Genomic DNA, 21,334 nt, shown 5'->3' with positions numbered 1-21,334 from the left:
AGGATTTTTCTTAAGAAGCAATTTTTACCAGGCCAGCAATAGGCGAACAACAATGAATAATAACTCTGACGTCATGTACCGGCTGCTGGTGCAGAGCGTGGTGGATTATGCCATTTACATGCTCAAACCCGATGGCACCGTCGCCAACTGGAATGCAGGGGCACAACGCGCCAAAGGTTACACGCCCGACGAAATCGTCGGTAAAAACTTTGCGCTGTTCTACAGCGAAGACGATCGTAAAAACGGTGCGCCACAGCGTGGACTTTCCGTCGCGACAGCGGTGGGGCGCTTCGAGACGGAAGGCTGGCGCTATCGCAAAGATGGCAGCGCCTTCTGGGCACATGTGGTGATTGATGCGATTCGCGACGACTTCGGCGAACTGCTCGGCTTCGCCAAAGTCACGCGTGACTGCACGGTTCAGCAGGAGCAGCAGCGTAAGCAACAGGAACAGGAGCAACGTTTCCGTTTATTAGTTGAAGGCGTAACGGACTACGCCATCTACATGCTTGATCTCGACGGCAACGTCGAAAACTGGAATGCCGGCGCGCAGCGTGCCAAAGGCTATGTGGCTGAAGAGATTGTCGGTCAGAACTTTGCACGGTTCTACAGCGCGCAGGATCGTAAAAATCATATTCCGGAAAAGAACCTCAGCACCGCTTTCAAAACCGGCCGCTTCGAAGATGAAGGCTGGCGCTATCGCAAAGATGGCAGTGCGTTCTGGGCACATGTGATTATTGATGCGATTCGTGATGATGCGGGCAAGCTGATTGGCTACGCCAAAATCACCCGTGACTGCACCGAACAGCGTGAGCTGCAGCGCAAGCAGCAGCGCAAGCAGCAGGAGTACGAGAAAACCTTCCGTCTGCTGGTGGAGGGCGTTACTGATTACGCCATCTATATGCTGGATCTGCAGGGCCGCGTAGTGAACTGGAACGCCGGTGCGCAGCGTGCAAAGGGTTACCTTTCTGACGAGATCGTCGGCCAGCACTTTTCGGTGTTCTATGGTTCGCAGGAGCGGCTGGCCAACACGCCGGAAGCCAACCTGGGTATCGCGCTGAAGACCGGTCGCTTCGAGGATGAAGGCTGGCGCTATCGTAAAGATGGTTCGGCGTTCTGGGCGCATGTGGTGATCGATGCCATCCACAATGAAGATGGCAAGATGATCGGCTTCGCTAAAATCACCCGTGATGTCACCGAACGTCGTGAGAATGAACAGCAACTGCTGCGCGCGCGGGATCTGGCGCAGGCGCAGAGTGCCAAAATGTCTGAGCTGTCTGGCTTCCTCGACACCATCATCAGCAATATCCCTTCATGCGTCATTGTAGAAGACGCCATCAGCCGCGAAATCCTGATGGTCAATGACAAAGCCGAACAGCTGTTTGGTGTCAGTAAACCCTTGATTATGCACAAGCGTCCGCACGAATGTATGTCGGCGGAGCTGAGTGACTATTTCAACAGCCTGGCGGATATCGCGCTGCGCAGCGAAGGCATCCATTCACGCGAGCAGCTGCTGCTCACCGCAGGCGGCGACCGTATTCTGCATACCCGCGCCACCACTATCAGCGGCAAAGATATGCGTCAAAACTACGTGATGCTGATTGTCGAAGACGTGACCGACCAACGTGAAGCCGATGCGCGTATTCACCATATGGCGCACCACGATAACCTCACCAGCCTGCCAAACCGTATTCTGTTCCGGCAGAAGCTGAGTGAAGCGCTGCGTCAGGATAACCAACACCATGCGCTGAGCGCCACGCTGTGTCTCGATCTCGATAACTTCAAGAACGTTAACGATGCGCTGGGTCATCAGATTGGTGACGATCTGCTGCGCGTGGTGGCAAAACGCTTGCGTAGTGCGCTGCGCGACCATGACACGCTGGCGCGTATTGGCGGCGACGAATTTGCTATCGTGCTGCCGAATATCAATAACGCGCAGGAAGCGGCGGTGGTGGCACAGCGCCTGATTGAAGCGATCCGTCCGCCTATCAATGTTGAAGGGCACAACCTTTCCGTTGGGTTGAGCGTGGGCATTGCGTTGACGTCACAGGTCACCAACACGCCAGAGCACATGCTGCGCTGTGCGGATATGGCGCTGTACGAAGCCAAACGCAACGGACGCAACCGCTATGAACACTTCACCATGGAAATGGATGATGTGGCGCGCAGCCGCCGCGTGATTGAAAACGATCTGCGTGAGGCGATCACCGGACGTCAGCTGAAACTCTACTATCAGCCGATTACCAATGAGGACGAAATCATTGGTTATGAAGCGCTGATGCGCTGGCACCATCCGGTTAAGGGGTTGATCATGCCAAATGATTTTATCCCGATTGCCGAAGAGACCGGGCTGATCCACATGCTGGGCGCTTATGCGCTGTATGAAGCCTGCCGCGAGGCACAGAGTTGGGGCACCGAGCAGTCAGTGTCGGTTAACCTGTCGCCGCTGCAGTTCAAGAACAGCTCGCTGGTGTCGGTGGTGGAAGGCGCGTTGCGCGAATCCGGATTGGCTCCGCAACGCCTCGAAGTGGAGATCACTGAATCGGTGCTGCTGGATGACACGCTGGGCAATATCCGCACCCTGCAAAGCCTGAAGGCGATTGGCGTGCAGATTGCGCTGGATGATTTCGGCACGGGCTACTCATCGCTCAGCTATCTGCGATCTTTCCCGTTCGACAAGATCAAAATCGACAAGTCGTTTATCAACGATATGGGTGACAGTCGCGAAGCGCTGGCGATTATCCGGGCGATCACCGGCATGAGCCGCAGCCTGGATATTCAGATCACCGCCGAAGGGGTGGAGAGCAGCGAGCAATTCGCCAAGCTGCGTGAAGAGGGTTGTACGCTGTTCCAGGGCTATTTCTTTGGCCGCCCGCAGCCTTCGGAACTGCGTCTGAAAGAGCTGGAATAAGCTCGCCATAAATGGCGACGTAACAACCCAGGGGCGCATTGATACGCTCCTGGTTGTTTATAAGCTCGTCGCAATCTAAGCGTAAGATTTCAGCATAAAAAAACGCCCGGCATTGCCGGGCGTTGTGCTGTTTGCTGTGTGAAATCTTTATTATGACTGGCCGTGGCCTTCGACGTTCATGCGGCCCAGGTCTTTGTCCACCAGGAACAGGCCTTCGCCTTTGTTGCCGACCAGCGCCAGTTTATCCAGTACGGTTTTGAACAGCTTCTCTTCTTCGTGCTGCTCAGCCACATACCACTGCAGGAAATTGAAGGTTGAGTAGTCCTGAGACATCAACGCGGTGTGTACCAGGTCGTTGATGCGCTGCGTGATCAGCTGCTCATGCTTCAGCGCTTCTTCCAGCACGTCATTCAGTGAGTTCCAGCTAACGGCAGGGGCGGCAATGCTGCCCAGCACTGGCAGAGAACCGGCATCGCTAACGTAATCGAACAGACGCTGCATATGTTCCATTTCTTCGCGAGAGTGCATTTTCAGGAATGAAGCGGCACCTTCAAAACCTTTGTCGCTGCACCATGCGCTCATCTGCAGATACAGGTTGGCAGAGAAGAATTCGAGGTTCAGTTGATCGTTCAGGCGAGAGGTCATTTCAGCAGTTAACATGGCTGAGTCCTTTTTAATTTGTCAGGTGAAGTACGGTGAATTATGCATCAATCTATACTTTTTTGTGAAGGCTTTTTCGTCAAAAAGTTGAAATTATCTTATTGATTGTAAATGGAATTATTTCATTTATTGAATGCGAGGAGTTCTCAGTTTTGACTCATTTTCATTCACGCTGGATTGATTATAGCCGTACATCGGCGGATGCTGTGGCGAGCCTATACTTGTCAGGAGCTTAGCGGTGTCGAACGTATTAGATCATTACCATTACCTGCATGAAATCCCGGAACTGGGATTCGAAGAATTCAAAACTTCCGCCTACATCGCCGACCAGCTTGAGCAGGCTGGCATCAGCGTGACGCGCGGCATTAATCACACCACCGGCATCGTGGCGGAAATTGACAGCGGCGTGCCGGGTCCGGTACTGGCGCTACGTGCAGATATGGATGCACTCGGCCACATCATTAACGGCGTCGCCTGTGCACGCCATACCTGCGGCCATGATGGGCACTCTTCGGTGGTGCTGACGGCGGCACAGGAGTTGCTGAAAGAGGGCGCGATCAAGCGCGGCAAGCTAAAGCTGCTGTTCCAGCCTGCGGAAGAACTCGGTGCGGGTGCGTTATCGATGATTGAGGGCGGTGCGCTGGATGATGTCGAGATGATCCTCGGTTTCCATGTGCGTCCACTGGAAGAGTGCCATGTCGGACAAGCCACGCCAGCCGTGTTCTATTCGGCGTGCAGCACGCTGGAAGCGACAATTAAAGGTGTGCCTGCTCATGCCGCGCGCCCACATTTGGGTGTCAATGCACTGGATGCCGCAGTACAAGCGGTACAGGCGGTGAACAGTATCCATCTGGCGCCGGGCCTGACATGGAGCGTGAAAGCCACCCGCTTCCTGTGTGATGCCGGTGTCACCAACTCGGTGCCTGATGAGGCGCGCGTGGTATGGGATCTGCGTTCGCAGGAGAACGCGCCGATGGAGGTGCTGAAACAGAAAGTGACCCAGGCGATTCAGCACAGCGTGGCTGCATTGGGTGCGAGCGCTGAAGTGGTGGTACTGAAAGAGATGCCCGCCGCAGAAATCCACGAGGAAGCCACGGCGGTGATCCGGGCTGCGATCGTTGATGTGCTTGGGGAAGAAGGGCTGCTCGACACCAAATCCACGCCAGGCAGTGAAGACTTCTTCTACTACCCGGTGAAAAGACCGCAGGTGAAAGCCGGTTTCTGGGGTTTGGGCACCAATCTGGTGCCGGGCCTGCATCATCCGGATATGCGTTTTGAACTGAGTTCGCTGGAGATCGGGGTGAAGATCTTTAAGGCGGCAGTGGTGCGCGTGCTGGGTTAGCCGTGTGTCGTTTCCCACAATCCAGCCTCTCCCGCAAATAGGAGAGGCTGTTACCCTGAATGAAAACGTCGCTCGAATAGCCTTCTTACTCCTCACTTGCAGGGCAGCGGCTGAGTGAGGCTGTCACCCGGAATGAAAGCCTCACTCGAACAGTCCCTTCTTCTCATTTGCAGGAAAGCGGCTGAGTAAGACTGCCAACTGGCATCAAAGCCTCACTCGAATAGCCTCTTCTCCTCGCTTGCAGGAAAACGGCAGGGCGAAGGTGCATACAGGTCCCATCCCACGATTTCCCCGCCTGCTGAAATATTGTATGCTATGCCGCCTTAATGCTGACTGGATAACCGGACTGCCGCCAATGTAGATCGCGCACATCTTGCTGTGAACTGACGCCACTGCGTCACCATTGGTACCGTTATCCCCCGGCTTTGCCCGGAACGATTTATTCGCAGCGCGCCGCCCGCGCGTTGCCCTTGAAGAAGAATTCACACATGTCTATTGCTTCCTTTTTAGATGAAGTGGCGCGCCGCCGTACGTTTGCGATCATCTCGCACCCGGATGCCGGTAAAACCACCATTACCGAAAAAGTGCTGCTGTTCGGGCAGGCGATCCAAACCGCCGGTACCGTCAAAGGCCGCGGCTCCAGCCAGCATGCTAAATCTGACTGGATGGAGATGGAGAAACAACGTGGTATCTCCATCACCACCTCGGTGATGCAATTCCCGTATCGCGACAGTCTGGTGAACCTGCTGGATACCCCAGGGCACGAAGACTTCTCTGAAGATACCTACCGTACGCTGACGGCGGTTGACTGCTGTTTGATGGTGATCGATGCCGCTAAGGGTGTTGAAGATCGTACCCGTAAGCTGATGGAAGTGACCCGTCTGCGCGATACGCCGATCATCACCTTTATGAACAAACTTGACCGTGACATCCGCGATCCGATGGAACTGCTGGATGAAGTTGAGAGCGAGTTGAAGATCGCCTGCGCGCCAATCACCTGGCCGATTGGCTGCGGTAAGCTGTTCAAAGGCGTGTATCACCTCTACAAAGATGAAACTTACCTGTATCAAACCGGTAAGGGCCATACCATTCAGGAAGTGCGCATTGTCAAAGGTCTGGCGAACCCGGATCTCGACGCGGCGGTCGGTGAAGACCTGGCACAGCAACTGCGTGATGAGCTGGAACTGGTGCAGGGCGCGTCCCACGAGTTCGATCAGGAGCTGTTCCTGAGCGGTGAAATTACCCCGGTGTTCTTCGGCACCGCGCTGGGTAACTTCGGCGTCGATCATATGCTCGATGGCTTAGTGGCTTGGGCGCCGACGCCGATGCCACGTAAAACCGATGCGCGTCTGGTGGAATCCAGCGAGGAGAAATTCAGCGGCTTCGTGTTTAAGATCCAGGCGAATATGGATCCAAAACACCGTGACCGTGTTGCCTTCATGCGTGTGGTTTCTGGCAAGTACGAGAAAGGCATGAAGCTGCGCCAGGTGCGTACTGGCAAAGACGTGGTGATCTCGGATGCGTTGACCTTTATGGCCGGCGACCGTTCGCACGTAGAAGAAGCCTTCCCTGGCGACATCATCGGCCTGCACAACCACGGCACCATTCAGATCGGCGACACCTTTACCCAGGGTGAAACCATGAAGTTCACCGGTATTCCGAACTTCGCCCCGGAGCTGTTCCGTCGTATTCGTCTGCGCGACCCGCTGAAGCAGAAACAGCTGCTGAAAGGGCTGGTACAGCTGTCGGAAGAGGGCGCGGTGCAGGTGTTCCGCCCAGTGCACAACAACGATCTGATCGTGGGTGCGGTCGGTGTGCTGCAGTTTGAAGTGGTTGTGGCGCGTCTGAAAAGCGAATACAACGTTGAAGCGATTTATGAAGCTATCAACGTCGCAACCGCTCGTTGGGTTGAGTGCAGTGATGCGAAGAAATTCGACGACTTCCAACGCAAAAACGAAGTGAACCTGGCGCTGGATGGCGGTGATAACCTCACTTACATCGCCCCGACCATGGTGAACCTCAACATCACGCAGGAACGCTATCCTGACGTGACGTTCCGCAAAACGCGCGAACATTAATCCCGCCTCACAAACAGGGCCAGTGATTTTCACTGGCCCTGTTTTTATCCTACAGACTCCTCCTAATTACGCTGCGTTTATCGCTTTTTGGCGAGATATCAACCACAAAAGCCAGCAAAACCTGTAATCCCTACTATGATTATCCTGTCGGACGAGAAAAGAGACCCAAGGGTTTCATTACGTCTATAAATGCAGCGACGCCGTTTGTTGCTGGCGCATTCGCAGTTGCGAGTGAGTTAACTGATAGAAGGATGATATCGATGAATAAGACTAAGATTGCCAAAACCCTGATTGCGGCTCTGGCCACTACTGCCTTGATGGGCGGCGCGGCGTTTGCTGCGGATACCAGCAGCACGGGTTCTAAAATCGATAGTTCTATGAATAAAGTCGATGGTTTTATGGATGACAGCGGCATCACGGCCAAGGCCAAAGCGGCACTGGTGGATGATGAAGCGATTAAAAGTACGGATATCTCAGTGAAAACGCATCAGGGCGTGGTCACGCTGAGCGGCTTTGTCGCTTCGCAGGATCAGGCGGAAAAAGCCGTGGCGCTGGTGCAAAAAGTTGAGGGTGTGAAATCCGTCAGTGACAAACTGCACGTTAGAGACAGCAAAGAGACCACACTGAAAGGTTATGCGGGGGATACCGCAACCACCAGTGAAATCAAAGCTAAGCTATTAGCAGATGACATTGTGCCATCGCGCAACGTGAAGGTGGAAACCACCGATGGCGTGGTGCAGTTATCAGGAGAAGTGGCGAACCAGGCACAGTCCGATCGTGCTGAGAAAATCGCCAAAGCCATTGAAGGCGTCAAAAGCGTGAAGAATGACCTGAAGGTGAAATCTTAACGCGAGCGAAGCGGCACTGTTTCGGTGCCGTTTCGTAATAAAAACAATGTGGTATGAATAAGCAGTTCGATTTTCACTACGGTAAGGAGAGGCTTATGTTTCGTTGGGGTATTATCTTTCTGGTCATCGCTCTGATTGCTGCAGCATTAGGTTTCGGCGGTCTGGCGGGTACGGCAGCATGGGCAGCTAAAATTGTCTTCATTGTCGGTATTATTCTGTTCCTCGTAAGCCTGTTTACCGGGCGTAAACGACCCTGACCGATTGCGTTAACACAACGCTAACCCGCGAGTCACTAAAGCGGAGACCAGTCATTTGCGGCATAATAGGCAGCCGCACCGATTGCACGATGCAATAGGTCAGGGAATGACAATGACTGGTTCTCCGGGATGCTGCCGTCAGCGGCTCCCTCAGAGCAGGAAAACTGAGGGACATCCATTGGGAATACGCATCCCGGTGTCGCTGGACACCTTTGAGCCACTGGCGCTCACCCCATTTAAATCCAAAAAAATTGCCCTGGTCTGCGAAGGCGGCGGTCAACGCGGCATCTTCACCGCAGGCGTCCTTGATGAGTTTCAGCGCGCCGGTTTTAACCCGTTTCAATTGATGCTGGGCACCTCCGCTGGAGCACAAAACCTGTCTGCGTTTGTTTGCGCCCAGCCGGGCTACGCGCGCCGCGTCATCACGCGTTATACCACCAGCAAATTGTTTTTTGATCCGTTGCGCTTTGTGCGCGGCGGCCATCTGATCGATCTCGACTGGCTAATCGATATCACCAAACAAGAGTTTCCATTGTCCCTGAGCAACGCCGAAGGGCTGTTTGCCAAAGGCAACGAGTTCTATATGTGCGCCTGCCGGGGAGATGATTACCGCGCCGAATATTTCAATCCCACCAACCTGAACTGGCATGACGTTATCAAGGCCTCCAGCGCCATTCCGGGTTTCTATCGCAGCGGCGTGCTGATGGATGGGGTGAACTATCTGGATGGCGGTATCAGCGATGCCATTCCGGTGCGCGAAGCGGCACGGCGTGGCGCTGATACCATTGTGGTGATCCGCACCGTGCCGTCACAAATGTCTTACACGCCGAAATGGTTCAAACGCATGGAGCGCTGGCTGGGTGACAGCGCGCTGCAGCCGATGATCAATATCCTGCATCACCATGAAGAGAGCTATCGAGAGATTCAGCAGTTCATCGATCAGCCGCCGGACGATCTGCGCATCATTGAAATTTACCCGCCAAAACCGCTGGCGAGTATGGCGCTGGGCAGCCGTTTGGCCTCACTGAATCAGGATTACCATTTAGGGCGCCGCAGCGGCCGCTATTTCCTCGCGACGCTGGGTCAATGGCTGAGCGATGCCGAACCGTTCCTGCGCCAGACTACCGTGACACCGCCGGCCGCCGTGGCGAATGCGCCAGACAATCGTGCCGTGCATACGCCGCCGCTGGCGGATAATGATGCCGATTTTGATGCAGGATCGCTGGCATGAGATTTATCGACACCCACTGCCATTTCGATTTCCCGCCTTTTGTTGATGACGCCACAGGCAGCATCGCCCGCGCGGCGCAGTCGGGTGTGAAACGCATTATTGTGCCGAGCGTCGATGCCAGCCGCTTTGCACTGGTCAGCCAGCTGGCGCAACAGCACGAGGCGCTGTATGCCGCATTAGGGCTGCATCCGATCAATATTGCCGTGCATCTGGATGCGCATCTGGATCAGCTGGAACAATGGTTGAAAACGCCGGATAGCAAACGCGTGGCGATCGGCGAGATCGGCCTCGATCTGTACATGCAAGATGCGCAATTTGATAAGCAGACGCGGTTACTGGATGCACAGCTCAAACTGGCGAAACAGTATGATTTGCCGGTGATCCTGCATTCGCGTCGCACCCACGATCAGTTGGCGCTGCATTTGCGTCGCCATGATTTACCGCGCCGTGGCGTGGTACACGGTTTTGCTGGCAGCCAGCAGCAGGCAGAACGTTTTATTCAGCTTGGCTATGCGATCGGCGTGGGCGGCACCATCACCTATGAACGCGCCAGTAAAACCCGCAACACCATTGCCAACCTGCCGCTTACCTCGCTGTTACTGGAAACCGATGCGCCCGATATGCCGTTGCAGGGTTATCAGGGGCAGCCCAACCGCCCTGAGCGCGCGCGTAACGTGTTTGATGTGCTGTGTCAGTTGCGCAGTGAATCGCCCGATATCATTGCCGATACGTTGTGGCAAAACAGCCTGCGCGTGTTTGCCCTGCCTGCCTGATCCCCTCCCGACACAATCTGGATTTCCCGCGGTTTTGGCGGCTATTGGCTACAGTAATAAAATCGGCATTACCCTTTTTCGCCCTGCTTTGTGATAATATTCACAACCTGTATTGCGCCTGAAAACGGGTGTGCTGGCGGTTATTTGTGACTTAAATCACTAAATAATTGTATTCATATGACGAATTTTCTTTTTTCATGTGACATGAAGCGCAATTCATTCAGGTGTGGTTTGTTAGAATTATCACATTACCCGGTGGGCACAGTCTGCCGGTCACCTTTTGGAGAGCATCATGACCGATCTTAAAGCGGCCGCACAACGCGCCCTGCAACTGATGGATTTGACCACCCTGAACGACGATGACACCGATGAGAAGGTGATCGCGCTGTGTCATCAGGCGAAGTCGCCAGCCGGTAACACCGCGGCCATTTGCATCTATCCGCGTTTCATCCCTGCGGCACGTAAAGCACTGCGCGAGCAGGGCACGCCTGATATCCGCATCGCCACGGTCACTAACTTCCCGCACGGCAACGATGACGTTGAGATCGCACTGGCAGAAACCCGTGCGGCGATTGCATACGGTGCAGACGAAGTGGACGTGGTCTTCCCGTATCGCGCGCTGATTGCCGGCAATCGCGACATCGGTTTTGCGCTGGTGAAAGCCTGTAAAGAAGCCTGTGCCGCTGCCAACGTGCTGCTGAAAGTGATCATCGAAACCGGTGAACTGAAAGAAGAAGCGCTGATTCGCGCCGCTTCTGAAATCGCTATCGATGCCGGTGCAGATTTCATCAAAACCTCAACCGGTAAAGTGCCAGTGAACGCCACGCCAGAGGTGGCAGCCATCATGATGCAGGTGATTCACGATAAAGGCGTGCAGCAGCAGGTGGGCTTTAAGCCTGCGGGTGGCGTGCGCACGGCGGAAGATGCCGCGATCTATCTGAAGCTGGCGGATGACATTCTGGGCGAAGGCTGGGCCGATGCGCGCCACTTCCGCTTTGGTGCATCAAGCCTGTTAGCCAGCCTGCTGAATACGCTGGGCCACGCGACAGCGACCAGCAAAGCGGGCTACTGATCCCTGCCTCAGGGTCGCCATCAATGGCGACCCAAAGAATGTTTGGTGCATTTCACAGCAATCCCCCGGGGAGGCAACCTTGTTCCTGCCACAAGAAATTATTCGAAAAAAACGCGACGGCCAGCCACTGAGCGAGGCGGAGATCCGTTTCTTTATCAACGGCGTGCGCGACAACAGCGTATCAGAAGGCCAGATTGCCGCACTGGCAATGACCATCTACTTCCACGATATGAATCTGGAAGAGCGTGTGGCGCTGACCATGGCGATGCGCGATTCCGGCTCGGTGCTCAACTGGAAGTCGTTGAATCTCAACGGCCCGATTGTTGATAAGCACTCCACCGGCGGCGTGGGCGACGTAACATCGCTGATGCTCGGCCCAATGGTGGCCGCGTGTGGCGGTTATGTCCCGATGATCTCCGGGCGCGGCCTCGGTCACACCGGCGGTACGCTGGATAAGCTGGAAGCGATCCCCGGTTTCGATATCTTCCCGAGTGACGATCGTTTCCGCCAGATCATCAAAGATGTGGGTATTGCCATCATTGGCCAGACCAACTCACTGGCGCCTGCCGATAAGCGTTTCTACGCCACGCGTGATATCACCGCTACCGTTGACTCGATCCCGCTGATCACCGCCTCGATCCTCGCCAAGAAACTGGCGGAAGGACTGAATGCGCTGGTGATGGATGTGAAAGTCGGTTCCGGTGCCTTTATGCCGACCTTTGAAGCTTCAGAAAATCTGGCGCAGGCGATAGTTGGCGTGGCGAACGGTGCGGGCTGTAAAACCACCGCGCTGCTTACCGATATGAACCAGGTGCTGGCATCCACCGCCGGTAACGCGCTGGAAGTTCGCGAAGCGGTGCAGTTCCTGACGGGTGAGGCGCGTAATCCACGCCTGCTGGAAGTGACCATGGCGCTGTGCTCGGAAATGCTGATCTCCGGCAAACTGGCAGAGGACGACACCGAAGCGCGGCAGAAACTGCAAAATGTGCTGGATAACGGTAAAGCGGCGGAAGTGTTCGCGCGCATGGTGGCGGCGCAGAACGGCCCGGTTGATTTTATCGAGCGTATGGATAGCTATCTGCCTGCACCGACCCTGAGCAAAGCGGTGTATGCCGATCGCGCCGGGATTGTCAGCGCCATGGATACCCGTGCGCTGGGTATGGCGGTGGTGTCGTTGGGTGGGGGCCGTCAGCGTGCCAGCGACAGTATTGATTACAGCGTGGGCTTAAGTGACATGACCACGCTCGGCACGCAGGTTGATGCACAGCGCCCGCTGGCGGTGATTCATGCCGCGTCGGAAGCGCAGTGGCAGCAGGCTGCGGAAGCGGTCAAAGCGGCTATCACGTTGAGTGACAGTGCGCCTGCGGAAACGCCGGTGGTCTATCGCCGCGTCAGCGAGTAACGCTTCTTCGTGCCAGGGAGCGGCCATTCGGGTATACTGATCTGATCGCTTTTTTTTGACTTGTCATCGCGCCATTGCGCAGGAGACTTGCATGAAACGTGCTTTTATTATGGTTCTCGACTCCTTCGGGATCGGCTCCAGCAAAGACGCCGATAAATTCGGTGATGAAGGATCGGATACGCTCGGCCATATCGCCGAAGCGTGCTTCGAAGGCCGCGCCAATGAAGGTCGCGAAGGCCCGCTGCATCTGCCAAACCTGACCGCGCTCGGTCTGGGTAAAGCCGCTGAACTCTCTACAGGCCGCTTCCCGCCTGGCCTCGACGCCAATGCTGAAATCATTGGTGCCTACGCTTACGCCAGTGAGCTGTCATCCGGTAAAGATACGCCGTCAGGCCACTGGGAAATCGCCGGCGTGCCGGTGCTGTTTGACTGGGGCTACTTCAGCGACAAAGAGAACAGCTTCCCGCAGGCGCTGCTCGACGTGCTGGTAAAACGCGCCGATTTGCCGGGCTATCTTGGTAACTGCCATTCGTCCGGTACGGTGATCCTCGACCAGCTGGGCGAAGAGCACATGAAGTCCGGCAAGCCGATTTTCTACACCTCGGCGGACTCGGTATTCCAGATTGCCTGTCACGAAGAGACCTTTGGTCTGGATCGTCTGTACGAACTGTGCGAAATCGCGCGTGAAGAGCTGACCAACGGCGGTTACAACATCGGCCGTGTGATTGCGCGTCCGTTTGTCGGTGACAAAGCGGGCAACTTCGAGCGTACCGGCAACCGCCACGATCTCGCGGTGGAACCCCCTGCGCCAACCATGCTGAAAAAGCTGGTGGACGAGAAGGGCGGCGAAGTGATTTCCGTGGGTAAAATTGCGGATATCTACGCCGAGCAGGGCATCACCCAGAAAGTGAAAGCTACCGGGCTGGATGCACTGTTTAACGCCACCATCGAGCAGATAAAAAAGGCGCCGGACAATTCCATCGTCTTCACTAACTTCGTTGATTTTGACTCCACCTGGGGACATCGTCGCGATATCGCCGGTTATGCCGGTGGTTTAGAGTTCTTCGACCGTCGTTTGCCGGAGCTGATGGCGCTGGTGAAAGAGGGGGATATTCTGATCCTCACCGCCGACCACGGTTGTGACCCAAGCTGGAAGGGCACCGAGCACACGCGCGAGCACATCCCGATTTTGATTTATGGTCCAAAAGTGAAGCCAGGATCGCTGGGTTATCGCGATACCTTTGCGGATATCGGCCAGACCATTGCGAAGTATTTTGGCCTGTCCAGCATGGACTACGGCAAAAGCCTGCTGTAAAACAGCCCACCAATTTTAAAAAGGAAAATAACCATGGCAACGCCTCATATTAATGCAGAAATGGGTGACTTCGCGGACGTGGTGCTGATGCCGGGCGATCCGCTGCGCGCTAAGCACATCGCAGAAACCTTCCTGGAAGATGCGGTTGAAGTGAACAACGTGCGCGGCATGCTGGGTTACACCGGGACGTACAAAGGCCGTAAGATTTCGGTTATGGGCCACGGTATGGGTATTCCATCCTGCTCGATCTACACCAAAGAGCTGATCACCGATTTCGGCGTGAAGAAAATCATCCGTGTCGGTTCCTGCGGCGCGGTGCGTGCCGATGTGAAACTGCGTGACGTGGTGATTGGTCTGGGTGCTTGCACCGATTCCAAAGTGAACCGTATGCGTTTCAAGGATCACGACTTCGCGGCGATTGCGGACTTCGACATGGTGCGTAACGCGGTTGATGCCGCCAAAGCGCTGGGTGTCGACGCGCGCGTCGGCAATATCTTCTCTGCTGACCTGTTCTATACGCCAGATCCGCAGATGTTCGATGTGATGGAGAAGTACGGCATTCTGGGCGTGGAAATGGAGGCCGCCGGTATCTACGGCGTGGCAGCGGAGTTCGGGGCTAAAGCGTTGACCATCTGCACCGTGTCGGATCATATCCGCACGCACGAGCAGACCACGGCTGCTGAGCGCCAGACCACCTTCAACGATATGATCAAGATCGCGCTGGAGTCGGTGCTGCTGGGGGATTAATCCCGTCTGTTTTGTTCGGTGCGCTGCAAGGCGCACCTGACGAAACGCACCAGCGCACAGGGTCGTCATGGATGGCGACCTTGTTCTTCACCCTGCCATTTATGACGACCTCGTGAGTCACCGCTCGGAATCAGCGATTCCACTCAGGGCGACCTGAACCTCTCCTCGTAAACATCTGACACACTTTTACCCAGGCTTGTGCATCTTCGTGCTGGCTCTAAAGCAATCTCTGCTTATCATTAGCGTGATAACAAAGAGACTAAGCCCCCCTGATGAATTTCCGTAATTTCGAAGCTGAAGAAAAACTGTTTGTCCGCCGTGCGCTTGTCGCTTTTGCTCTGGTCGTCATCTGTTTCATTATCCTTGGCGTTAACCTGTATCGTCTGCAGGTGGATCAGCACAGCTATTACCAGACGCGGTCCAACGAAAACGACATCAAAATGATCCCCATCGCGCCGACGCGAGGGTTGATCTACGATCGCAACGGTATTCCGCTGGTGCGTAACGTCACCTGGTATGACATCCTCGTGACGCCGTACAAAATCGACAATATGCAGGAAACGCTGAAGCAGCTGACGCCGATTGTCGACCTGACGCCGGAAGAAATTGAAACCTTCGAGCACGAACTCAAACAGAACAGCCGCTATAAGCCGGTCGAGTTAAAAGCAGAACTCACCGATGAGCAGGTGGCGCGCTTCTCCGTCAATCAGTTCCGTTTCACCGGCGTGGCCATCGACACCTATGAGGACCGCGAGTATCCCTATGGCGCCGATTTAGCCCATGTGGTGGGCTATGTTTCCAAGATCAACGATAACGATTTCAAACGCCTGAATGCTGAAGGCGTCGGCGAAAACTATGCTGCCGACCACAACATCGGAAAGCAGGGCATTGAAGGCTATTACGAGTCAATTTTGCACGGCAAAACCGGTTATCAGGAAGTGGAAGTGGATAACCACGGTCGTATTGTGCGCGTGCTGAAAGAAGTGCCGCCGGTTGCCGGGCAGAACGTCTATCTGACGCTGGATCTGCATCTGCAACAGTACGTTGAGAGCCAGCTGGTGGGCCAGCGTGCAGCGGCCTTGATCGAAGATCCGCGCGATGGCAGCGTGCTGGCGATGGTGTCTGCGCCCAGCTACGATCCCAATCCGTTTGTGAAAGGCATTAGCTACAAAGCTTATAAAACGTTGCTGGCGGACAAAAACCTGCCGCTGATCAATCGCGTCACGCAAGGCCTGTATCCACCGGCTTCGACGGTCAAACCTTATATGGCGATGTCCGCGCTGCTGACCAAGGTGATCACCCCCAGCTTTACCATCTTCGGCGCACCGACCTGGACACTGCCAGGCACCGATCGTAAATATCGTGACTGGAAAAAATCGGGGCATGGCACGCTGGATGTCACCAAGGCGATTGAGGAGTCGGCGGACAGCTTCTTCTATCAGGTGGCGTTTATGATGGGCATCGATCGTATTCACACCATGCTGAGCCAGTTTGGCTACGGCAAACCGACCGGCATCGATCTCAATGAAGAGTACGCCGGGCTGCTGCCAAGCCGCGAGTGGAAGCAGAAAGTACATAAACACGCATGGTACCAAGGCGATACGGTTTCGGTAGGGATTGGGCAGGGTTACTGGATCGCTACGCCGATTCAGATGGTGAAAGCGCTGGTGGCGCTGCTCAACAATGGCCGGGTGATTAATCCGCACCTGCTGGAGAAATCGCAGCGTGGCACTGAGCAGCAGCTGTATCAGCCGAAAGACCCGCAGCCGCAGATTGGCGATCCAAAATCACCGTACTGGTCGCTGGTGCGTCACGCGATGTTCGGCATGGCCAATGCACCGAACGGCACCGGTTATAAGTATTTCCACACCGCGCCTTACGGTATTGCGGCGAAGTCGGGGACGTCTCAGGTGTTCAGTCTGAAGCAGAACCAGGTCTACAACGCGAAAATGATCCCGACGCGCCTGCGTGACCACATCTTCTATACCGCTTTCGCACCCTTTAATGATCCGAAAGTGGCGGTGGCGTTGATTCTGGAAAACGGGGGAAGTGAAGGGGTGACGGCAGCACCGTTGATGCGCAATATTCTCGATCACATCTTCCTGCCGCCACCGTCTGAGCCGCCGGTGGAAACCGCGCAGAAAAATTAATTTGCGCGAGACCGCACCCAACGTTGCGGTGCGATTTATCGCGCGAACCTGAGCGGTAATGCTAATCTCTGCGCTATAAATTCCGCCGAGACAAGGCTCGTCTATCGGAAGAAAACCCGGTTGCGACCGTGGTTTTTCGCATCATATAGCGCGGCATCAGCATTGTTATACAAGGTTTCGAAATCAGAACCCGGTTTGCCGTAGCTCACGCCGAGGCTGGCCGTGACTAATTGACCCGGCAGCACCGCCAATGGCGAGGCGTTCAGTGAGGCGTGAATTGCGCCCGCGACTATCACCGCGTCCGATAAACGGTAGTGCGGCAGCAGCACGGTAAACTCTTCACCGCCGATACGACCAATGCTGGCATCTTCCGGACAGTGCGTCTGAATACGCGACACCAGGCCGCAAATCACCTTATCACCCATTGGATGACCGAACTCATCGTTGATCTTCTTGAAGTGGTCGATATCGAGAATGATCAGCGCCGCCGGGCCATTGCTCAACGTATTCGTAATACGCTGAATGATGGCACCGCGGTTCCAGACAGCGGTGAGCGGATCGTGGCTGGCTTTGTATTCCAGCTCCTGAGCCAGTTGATGCAGCTGCTCATTGACGCGGTTCAGCTCGCGTTCAGCACGGTCACTGCGCGAGATCATGCGATAGGTCTCGCGCATCAGGCGCTGATAGTGGCGATTAACGTTCAGCAACGCATTACGATAATCGTCTGCACTGAGCGAGGTCTGAGCCGCAACATCCTGAGCGCGCGTTAGCACCTCGCTCTCTTCGCGAAACAGCTCATTCAGGTCCATCATGAGGCCATTTCCGCTCGCAGATTGACCTGCAGATCGGTAAAGTCCAGCGCCAGTTCCTGGCCGAACTCTTCAGACACATCATCTTCTTCATCAAAGAACCAGTTGAGTTCAACCTTCTGGCCTTTCTGCGCCAGCTGATTGAACAGATCAAACAGGCTGAACAGCATTTTGGTACTGGAGCTGTTGAAATAGCGCAGGGCAATATTGGCTTCGATCTGGCCGCTTTGTGCGGGCTGCCAGCTTTCCAGCGCATCCAGCAACGGACGGTAGAAGGCGGCGGCGTTTTCTGGCCAGGACTCTCCGCGCAGGGAAAACTGGCCGCTTTCGAAGTCAAAATTGACCTCGGGAGTGCTTTCTGTGGCAGCAATAACAAGGTTTTGCATAAACAATTCAATCCTGGTGAATGGTGGCTTTGAGCCAAAACGTGGCGTAACCACTGGACTCCAGCGGACGCAGTTCATACTCCAGCGGTTCACTGACATCGCGGGCAAGTGTCAGTAATCCTATGTTGGCCCCTTTGCTTGTGGCAGGGCTCTCAGCTCGCAGACCTACGCGGTATGCCTGTTTGATCTCTTCATTGCTCATGGTACGCAGCAAATCCAGCCAGTAACGCAGCTGCTCACAGGCGACTTCATCGACCTGATTGCTGCTTTCCAGCACGTAGTTGTCGCCATCTACGCGCAGCGTAACGGTGCCAAAGCGAAAATCCTGCTCGGCGTGGTTCATGACGCGGCTATCCTGCGAATAACGCAGGATATTCTGTACGATTTCAACAAAGCTGGAGAACAAGCGGCGGCGCACTTTCACCGGCGCCTGCTGGTTCTCCAGAAAGACCTTAATCACCTCGCCCATGGCGGTGATGTTCTGCGGCGAGAAGAAGCCAGTATAGTGCAGTGCAACGCTTTCTGGCGGTACGCGGCTAAGGGTTGAACCTGAGTTCATAGGGTGCTCATTCAATAACGGAAGCCAAACCAGGTGACGTCATCGCGTCGCGGCTGGTTGCCTTGCCAGTTGAAAAATTCCCGCTCAAAGGTCGCTGACAGCTCGCCCATCGGCAGGGTTTGATATTGTGTTACCAGCGTCTGAATGCGCTTTTTGCCAAACATAATATGGCGTTCACCGCCGGGCTGATCGGTCACGCCATCGGTCATCACCAACAACATATCGCCGGGATGCAGCGTGCGTTGATGTTCCGGCCAGATGTAATCCTGCGGCGTATCGGTGTAACCCACACCGACGCGATCGGCCTTTAGCGATTCCGCTTCGCCAGCAGCCGGATGTAACAGCGCATGCATACGTGCGCTGGCCCAGCTGAGTTGATGTTGGTGAGTATCAAGGCGTAGCGCGATAGCATCACAGCCGTCATTGGAGAGCGACGTTTGCTGCGTGGCATTGAGCTGCCCAAGAGTTTGTTTAATATGACGATTAAGTGATTGCAGCAGATCGGACGGTGCCCGACGGTTTTTCTGCAGCGCGTTTTCCAGCGCGGATTGCAGGATCACCGTCATAAAGGCACCCGGAATGCCATGGCCGGTGCAGTCGGCAATCAATGCCAGCCAGCCGTGTTCATCCTGATGGAATGCATAATAGTCGCCGCCCACGCCATCGCGCGGCTGCCAGTGCAGGCACCAGTCATTGAGTTGCTGGGCCATTTGCTGTTTTGAGCGATCAAGCATCGCGTCCTGAATCACGCGTGCATAATCGATACTCTGCAAAATTTGTTGATGCTGTTGTGCCTGCAAATCGGAGACGGTGCGGATCAAATCGATCCCCAAACCGATGCCGATATAGCGGCCTTGTTCGGTCAAAATAAATCCGTCGGTGACCGATTTATCACCGGTTGCCACCACCTGATGCGCCACCTGATCCAACTCGGTATCGGCATCAATCACCAGCGGCTCTTTGTCCATAAAAGCGATGCAGCTTTTGCGGTCATAGAGTTCGCGGAAGAACGGGCGCGTCATCTGTGACAGGAAGATATGGCGGTTGATCATGCCAAACGGCGTGCCGTTCTCGATGACCGGCAAACCGATCAAATCTTTGTGTTCGGTAAACAAAGCCATGACCGCTGTGTTGTCCATGGCGGGACTCACAAACGGTACCTCAATGCACAGCGAACGCGCACGGGAACGGCTCGACAGGGAGGTTAATCCTGCGCGTAAATCAGGCAGCTGCATAAGAATTATTCTGGCATTGATTAGGATTTATCCTAGATTACTGCACTGCCATGACAGTTTTATGTCACAGCAGTGCAATAGAAGAAGAGATAAGACAAAAATCACTCTTCTTTCAAGGCTTCAGCCACATGACTGATGGCGCGCACCACTTCGCTGGAGCTGCCGCGAATCTCAGAGATCACACCGCCCGCTTCTTTGGCTAACACGACGCCATGATCGGCACGTTTCAGGTTAGATTCGATGCCTTTCAACGCTTTTTCGGCGAGAGTGTGATTATGTTGCACCATATTCTCGATCTCGGTGGTGGCGCGGTTGATGTTCGCCGCCAGCGTGCGAACCTCGTTAGCGACCACAGCAAAGCTGCGACCATGTTGCCCGGCACGCGCGGCTTCCACCGCGGCGTTGAGCGCCAGCAGATTGGTCTGATCGGCGATGCGGCGAATGCTCTCGACAATCGCACCAATGCGGTCTGAGGATTCGCTGAGGTTACTGATATCGCCGGAAATACCGTGCAGTTCGCCCGCCAGTTCATTGATGGTTTGCACACTGTTTTCAATCACCGTGGCACCGAGGCGCGTGCTTTCGCTGGTTTGCAGTGCCGTTTGATACGCCTGCTGTGCCGCCTCGCGCTCCAGATGGTTCTTCTCCACCTGTGCAGTGACATCGGTAGCGAATTTCACCACTTTGTACAGTTCGCCCGCTTCATTGAACACCGGGTTATAGGTGGCACGCAGCCACACGGTGCGTCCCAGCTTGTTGACGCGCTCAAACTGGCCGGAGATATATTCGCCCTGATTCAGCTTGTGCCAGAAGCGGCGATACTCGTCACTGTTGCGCATCTGCGGCGGGCAGAACTGACTGTGATGGACGCCAATCACCTCATCACTGCGATAACCCATGGTTTTGAGGAAATTGTCATTGGTCATCAGCACTTCGCCTTTGAGGTTAAAGGCGATGACCGCCATCGAACGCTCAATGGCGGTGGTCATGGCGCGCTGCTCTTGCGCATCAATAATCCGTGCGGTGATATCGCTCGCCAGCTTAACGATTTTGATCACCCGGCCGCTGCGATCCTGCACCGGCACATAGTTGGCTTCCAGCCAGATTGGACGGCTGTGTTTTGCCACGCGCAGGAATTTGTCGCTAAAGCCTTCGCCACGGTTCAGGCGGCGCCAGAAATCGCGATATTGCGGGGACTGGACTAAATCAGCCGTGCAAAACATGCTGTGATGCTGGCCAACAATCTCCTTCAGCGTGTATCCCATCCGTTCAAGGAACAGTTCATTGGCGGTGAGAATGTTGCCTTCCGGCGTAAATTCAACCATCGCAATCGCATCCTGCAACGAACTGAGCGTTGCACTGCTGCGAGCGCGTTTCTGCCACGCCAGGCGTGACAGGATTCCCGATGTAATTGTGCTAAACATGGTGGACCTTATTATTGGTATTTGTCGTCACATCGGTTATCGGCGGGGGCGGTTAAAAATTCACCGCTAAAGTTGGTAGTTGCAGAAATTTTTTACCGGATGGTCTGAAGGTTGCTGTAAAAGCCAGCAGTCAGCGGA

At 55.0% G+C, this 21,334-nt stretch carries 18 protein-coding genes; 12 read left to right on the top strand and 6 right to left on the bottom strand.

Annotated elements, in window-relative coordinates:
- Positions 1-52 precede the first annotated feature (52 nt).
- Positions 53-2,908 (top strand): bifunctional diguanylate cyclase/phosphodiesterase, encoded by a 2,856-nt coding sequence (locus tag IAE30_RS12450; RefSeq protein WP_200679843.1) that lies wholly within the window; start codon positions 53-55, stop codon positions 2,906-2,908.
- A gap of 150 nt (positions 2,909-3,058) precedes the next feature.
- Here IAE30_RS12450 and ftnA read toward each other — a convergent pair whose 3' ends face one another.
- A complete protein-coding gene (gene ftnA, locus IAE30_RS12445) occupies positions 3,059-3,568 on the bottom strand; it encodes a non-heme ferritin (RefSeq protein ID WP_038644750.1) in 510 nt (169 codons plus the stop codon).
- 238 nt (positions 3,569-3,806) lie between these two features.
- Between ftnA and IAE30_RS12440 the strand changes: the two genes are divergently transcribed.
- The 11 genes from IAE30_RS12440 to mrdA all read left to right on the top strand — a co-directional run bounded on the left by IAE30_RS12440 (position 3,807) and on the right by mrdA (position 16,783).
- Complete coding sequence (locus IAE30_RS12440; protein ID WP_200679842.1) at positions 3,807-4,910, top strand: M20 peptidase aminoacylase family protein; 1,104 nt, start codon at positions 3,807-3,809, stop codon at positions 4,908-4,910.
- Between the two features lie 488 nt (positions 4,911-5,398).
- On the top strand, positions 5,399-6,988 hold the full coding sequence (gene prfC, locus IAE30_RS12435; protein ID WP_038644754.1) for a peptide chain release factor 3: 1,590 nt from the start codon (positions 5,399-5,401) through the stop codon (positions 6,986-6,988).
- Positions 6,989-7,248: 260 nt separating this feature from the next.
- The gene (gene osmY, locus IAE30_RS12430) at positions 7,249-7,836 is read left to right on the top strand and encodes a molecular chaperone OsmY (protein ID WP_038644755.1); all 588 of its coding nucleotides are present in this window, start codon (positions 7,249-7,251) and stop codon (positions 7,834-7,836) included.
- Positions 7,837-7,931: 95 nt separating this feature from the next.
- Positions 7,932-8,093: a DUF1328 domain-containing protein gene (locus tag IAE30_RS12425; protein WP_007893192.1), complete on the top strand. Its 162-nt coding sequence runs from the start codon at positions 7,932-7,934 to the stop codon at positions 8,091-8,093.
- Between the two features lie 178 nt (positions 8,094-8,271).
- A complete protein-coding gene (locus tag IAE30_RS12420) occupies positions 8,272-9,324 on the top strand; it encodes a patatin family protein (RefSeq protein ID WP_200536684.1) in 1,053 nt (350 codons plus the stop codon).
- The gene (locus IAE30_RS12415; protein ID WP_200679841.1) at positions 9,321-10,097 is read left to right on the top strand and encodes a TatD family hydrolase; all 777 of its coding nucleotides are present in this window, start codon (positions 9,321-9,323) and stop codon (positions 10,095-10,097) included. Before IAE30_RS12420 ends, IAE30_RS12415 begins: the two co-directional genes overlap by 4 nt.
- Positions 10,098-10,389: 292 nt before the next feature.
- Entirely contained in the window at positions 10,390-11,169 is a 780-nt protein-coding gene (gene deoC / locus IAE30_RS12410; RefSeq protein WP_038644761.1) for a deoxyribose-phosphate aldolase, read from the top strand.
- Between the two features lie 79 nt (positions 11,170-11,248).
- Positions 11,249-12,571, top strand: coding sequence for a thymidine phosphorylase (gene deoA / locus IAE30_RS12405; protein WP_200679840.1), 1,323 nt, complete (start codon positions 11,249-11,251; stop codon positions 12,569-12,571).
- Positions 12,572-12,662: 91 nt separating this feature from the next.
- Positions 12,663-13,886, top strand: coding sequence for a phosphopentomutase (gene deoB / locus IAE30_RS12400; protein ID WP_038644765.1), 1,224 nt, complete (start codon positions 12,663-12,665; stop codon positions 13,884-13,886).
- A gap of 33 nt (positions 13,887-13,919) precedes the next feature.
- Entirely contained in the window at positions 13,920-14,633 is a 714-nt protein-coding gene (gene deoD / locus IAE30_RS12395; RefSeq protein WP_034828492.1) for a purine-nucleoside phosphorylase, read from the top strand.
- Between the two features lie 272 nt (positions 14,634-14,905).
- Complete coding sequence (gene mrdA, locus IAE30_RS12390; RefSeq protein ID WP_045831794.1) at positions 14,906-16,783, top strand: penicillin-binding protein 2; 1,878 nt, start codon at positions 14,906-14,908, stop codon at positions 16,781-16,783.
- Positions 16,784-16,884: 101 nt separating this feature from the next.
- Here mrdA and IAE30_RS12385 read toward each other — a convergent pair whose 3' ends face one another.
- From IAE30_RS12385 to IAE30_RS12365, 5 genes are all read right to left on the bottom strand, one after another.
- Positions 16,885-17,595 (bottom strand): GGDEF domain-containing protein, encoded by a 711-nt coding sequence (locus IAE30_RS12385; protein ID WP_080748190.1) that lies wholly within the window; start codon positions 17,593-17,595, stop codon positions 16,885-16,887.
- The gene (locus IAE30_RS12380) at positions 17,592-17,978 is read right to left on the bottom strand and encodes a DUF1987 domain-containing protein (RefSeq protein WP_034828496.1); all 387 of its coding nucleotides are present in this window, start codon (positions 17,976-17,978) and stop codon (positions 17,592-17,594) included. Before IAE30_RS12380 ends, IAE30_RS12385 begins: the two co-directional genes overlap by 4 nt.
- Before the next feature lie 7 nt (positions 17,979-17,985).
- Positions 17,986-18,537 carry a SiaB family protein kinase gene (locus IAE30_RS12375; RefSeq protein ID WP_038644769.1) on the bottom strand — a complete coding sequence of 184 codons (552 nt, stop codon included), beginning with the start codon at positions 18,535-18,537 and terminating at the stop codon, positions 17,986-17,988.
- A gap of 11 nt (positions 18,538-18,548) precedes the next feature.
- Complete coding sequence (locus tag IAE30_RS12370) at positions 18,549-19,772, bottom strand: SpoIIE family protein phosphatase (protein WP_200679839.1); 1,224 nt, start codon at positions 19,770-19,772, stop codon at positions 18,549-18,551.
- A 101-nt stretch (positions 19,773-19,873) separates the two neighbouring features.
- On the bottom strand, positions 19,874-21,196 hold the full coding sequence (locus tag IAE30_RS12365) for a PAS domain-containing methyl-accepting chemotaxis protein (RefSeq protein ID WP_200679838.1): 1,323 nt from the start codon (positions 21,194-21,196) through the stop codon (positions 19,874-19,876).
- Between the last annotated feature and the right edge of the window lie 138 nt (positions 21,197-21,334).

It is taken from the genome of Pantoea sp. S61 (assembly GCF_016625145.1).
In the GTDB taxonomy this organism is placed as follows: Bacteria; Pseudomonadota; Gammaproteobacteria; order Enterobacterales; family Enterobacteriaceae; genus Pantoea; species Pantoea rwandensis_B.
This window is presented reverse-complemented; position numbering and strand designations above follow the sequence as displayed.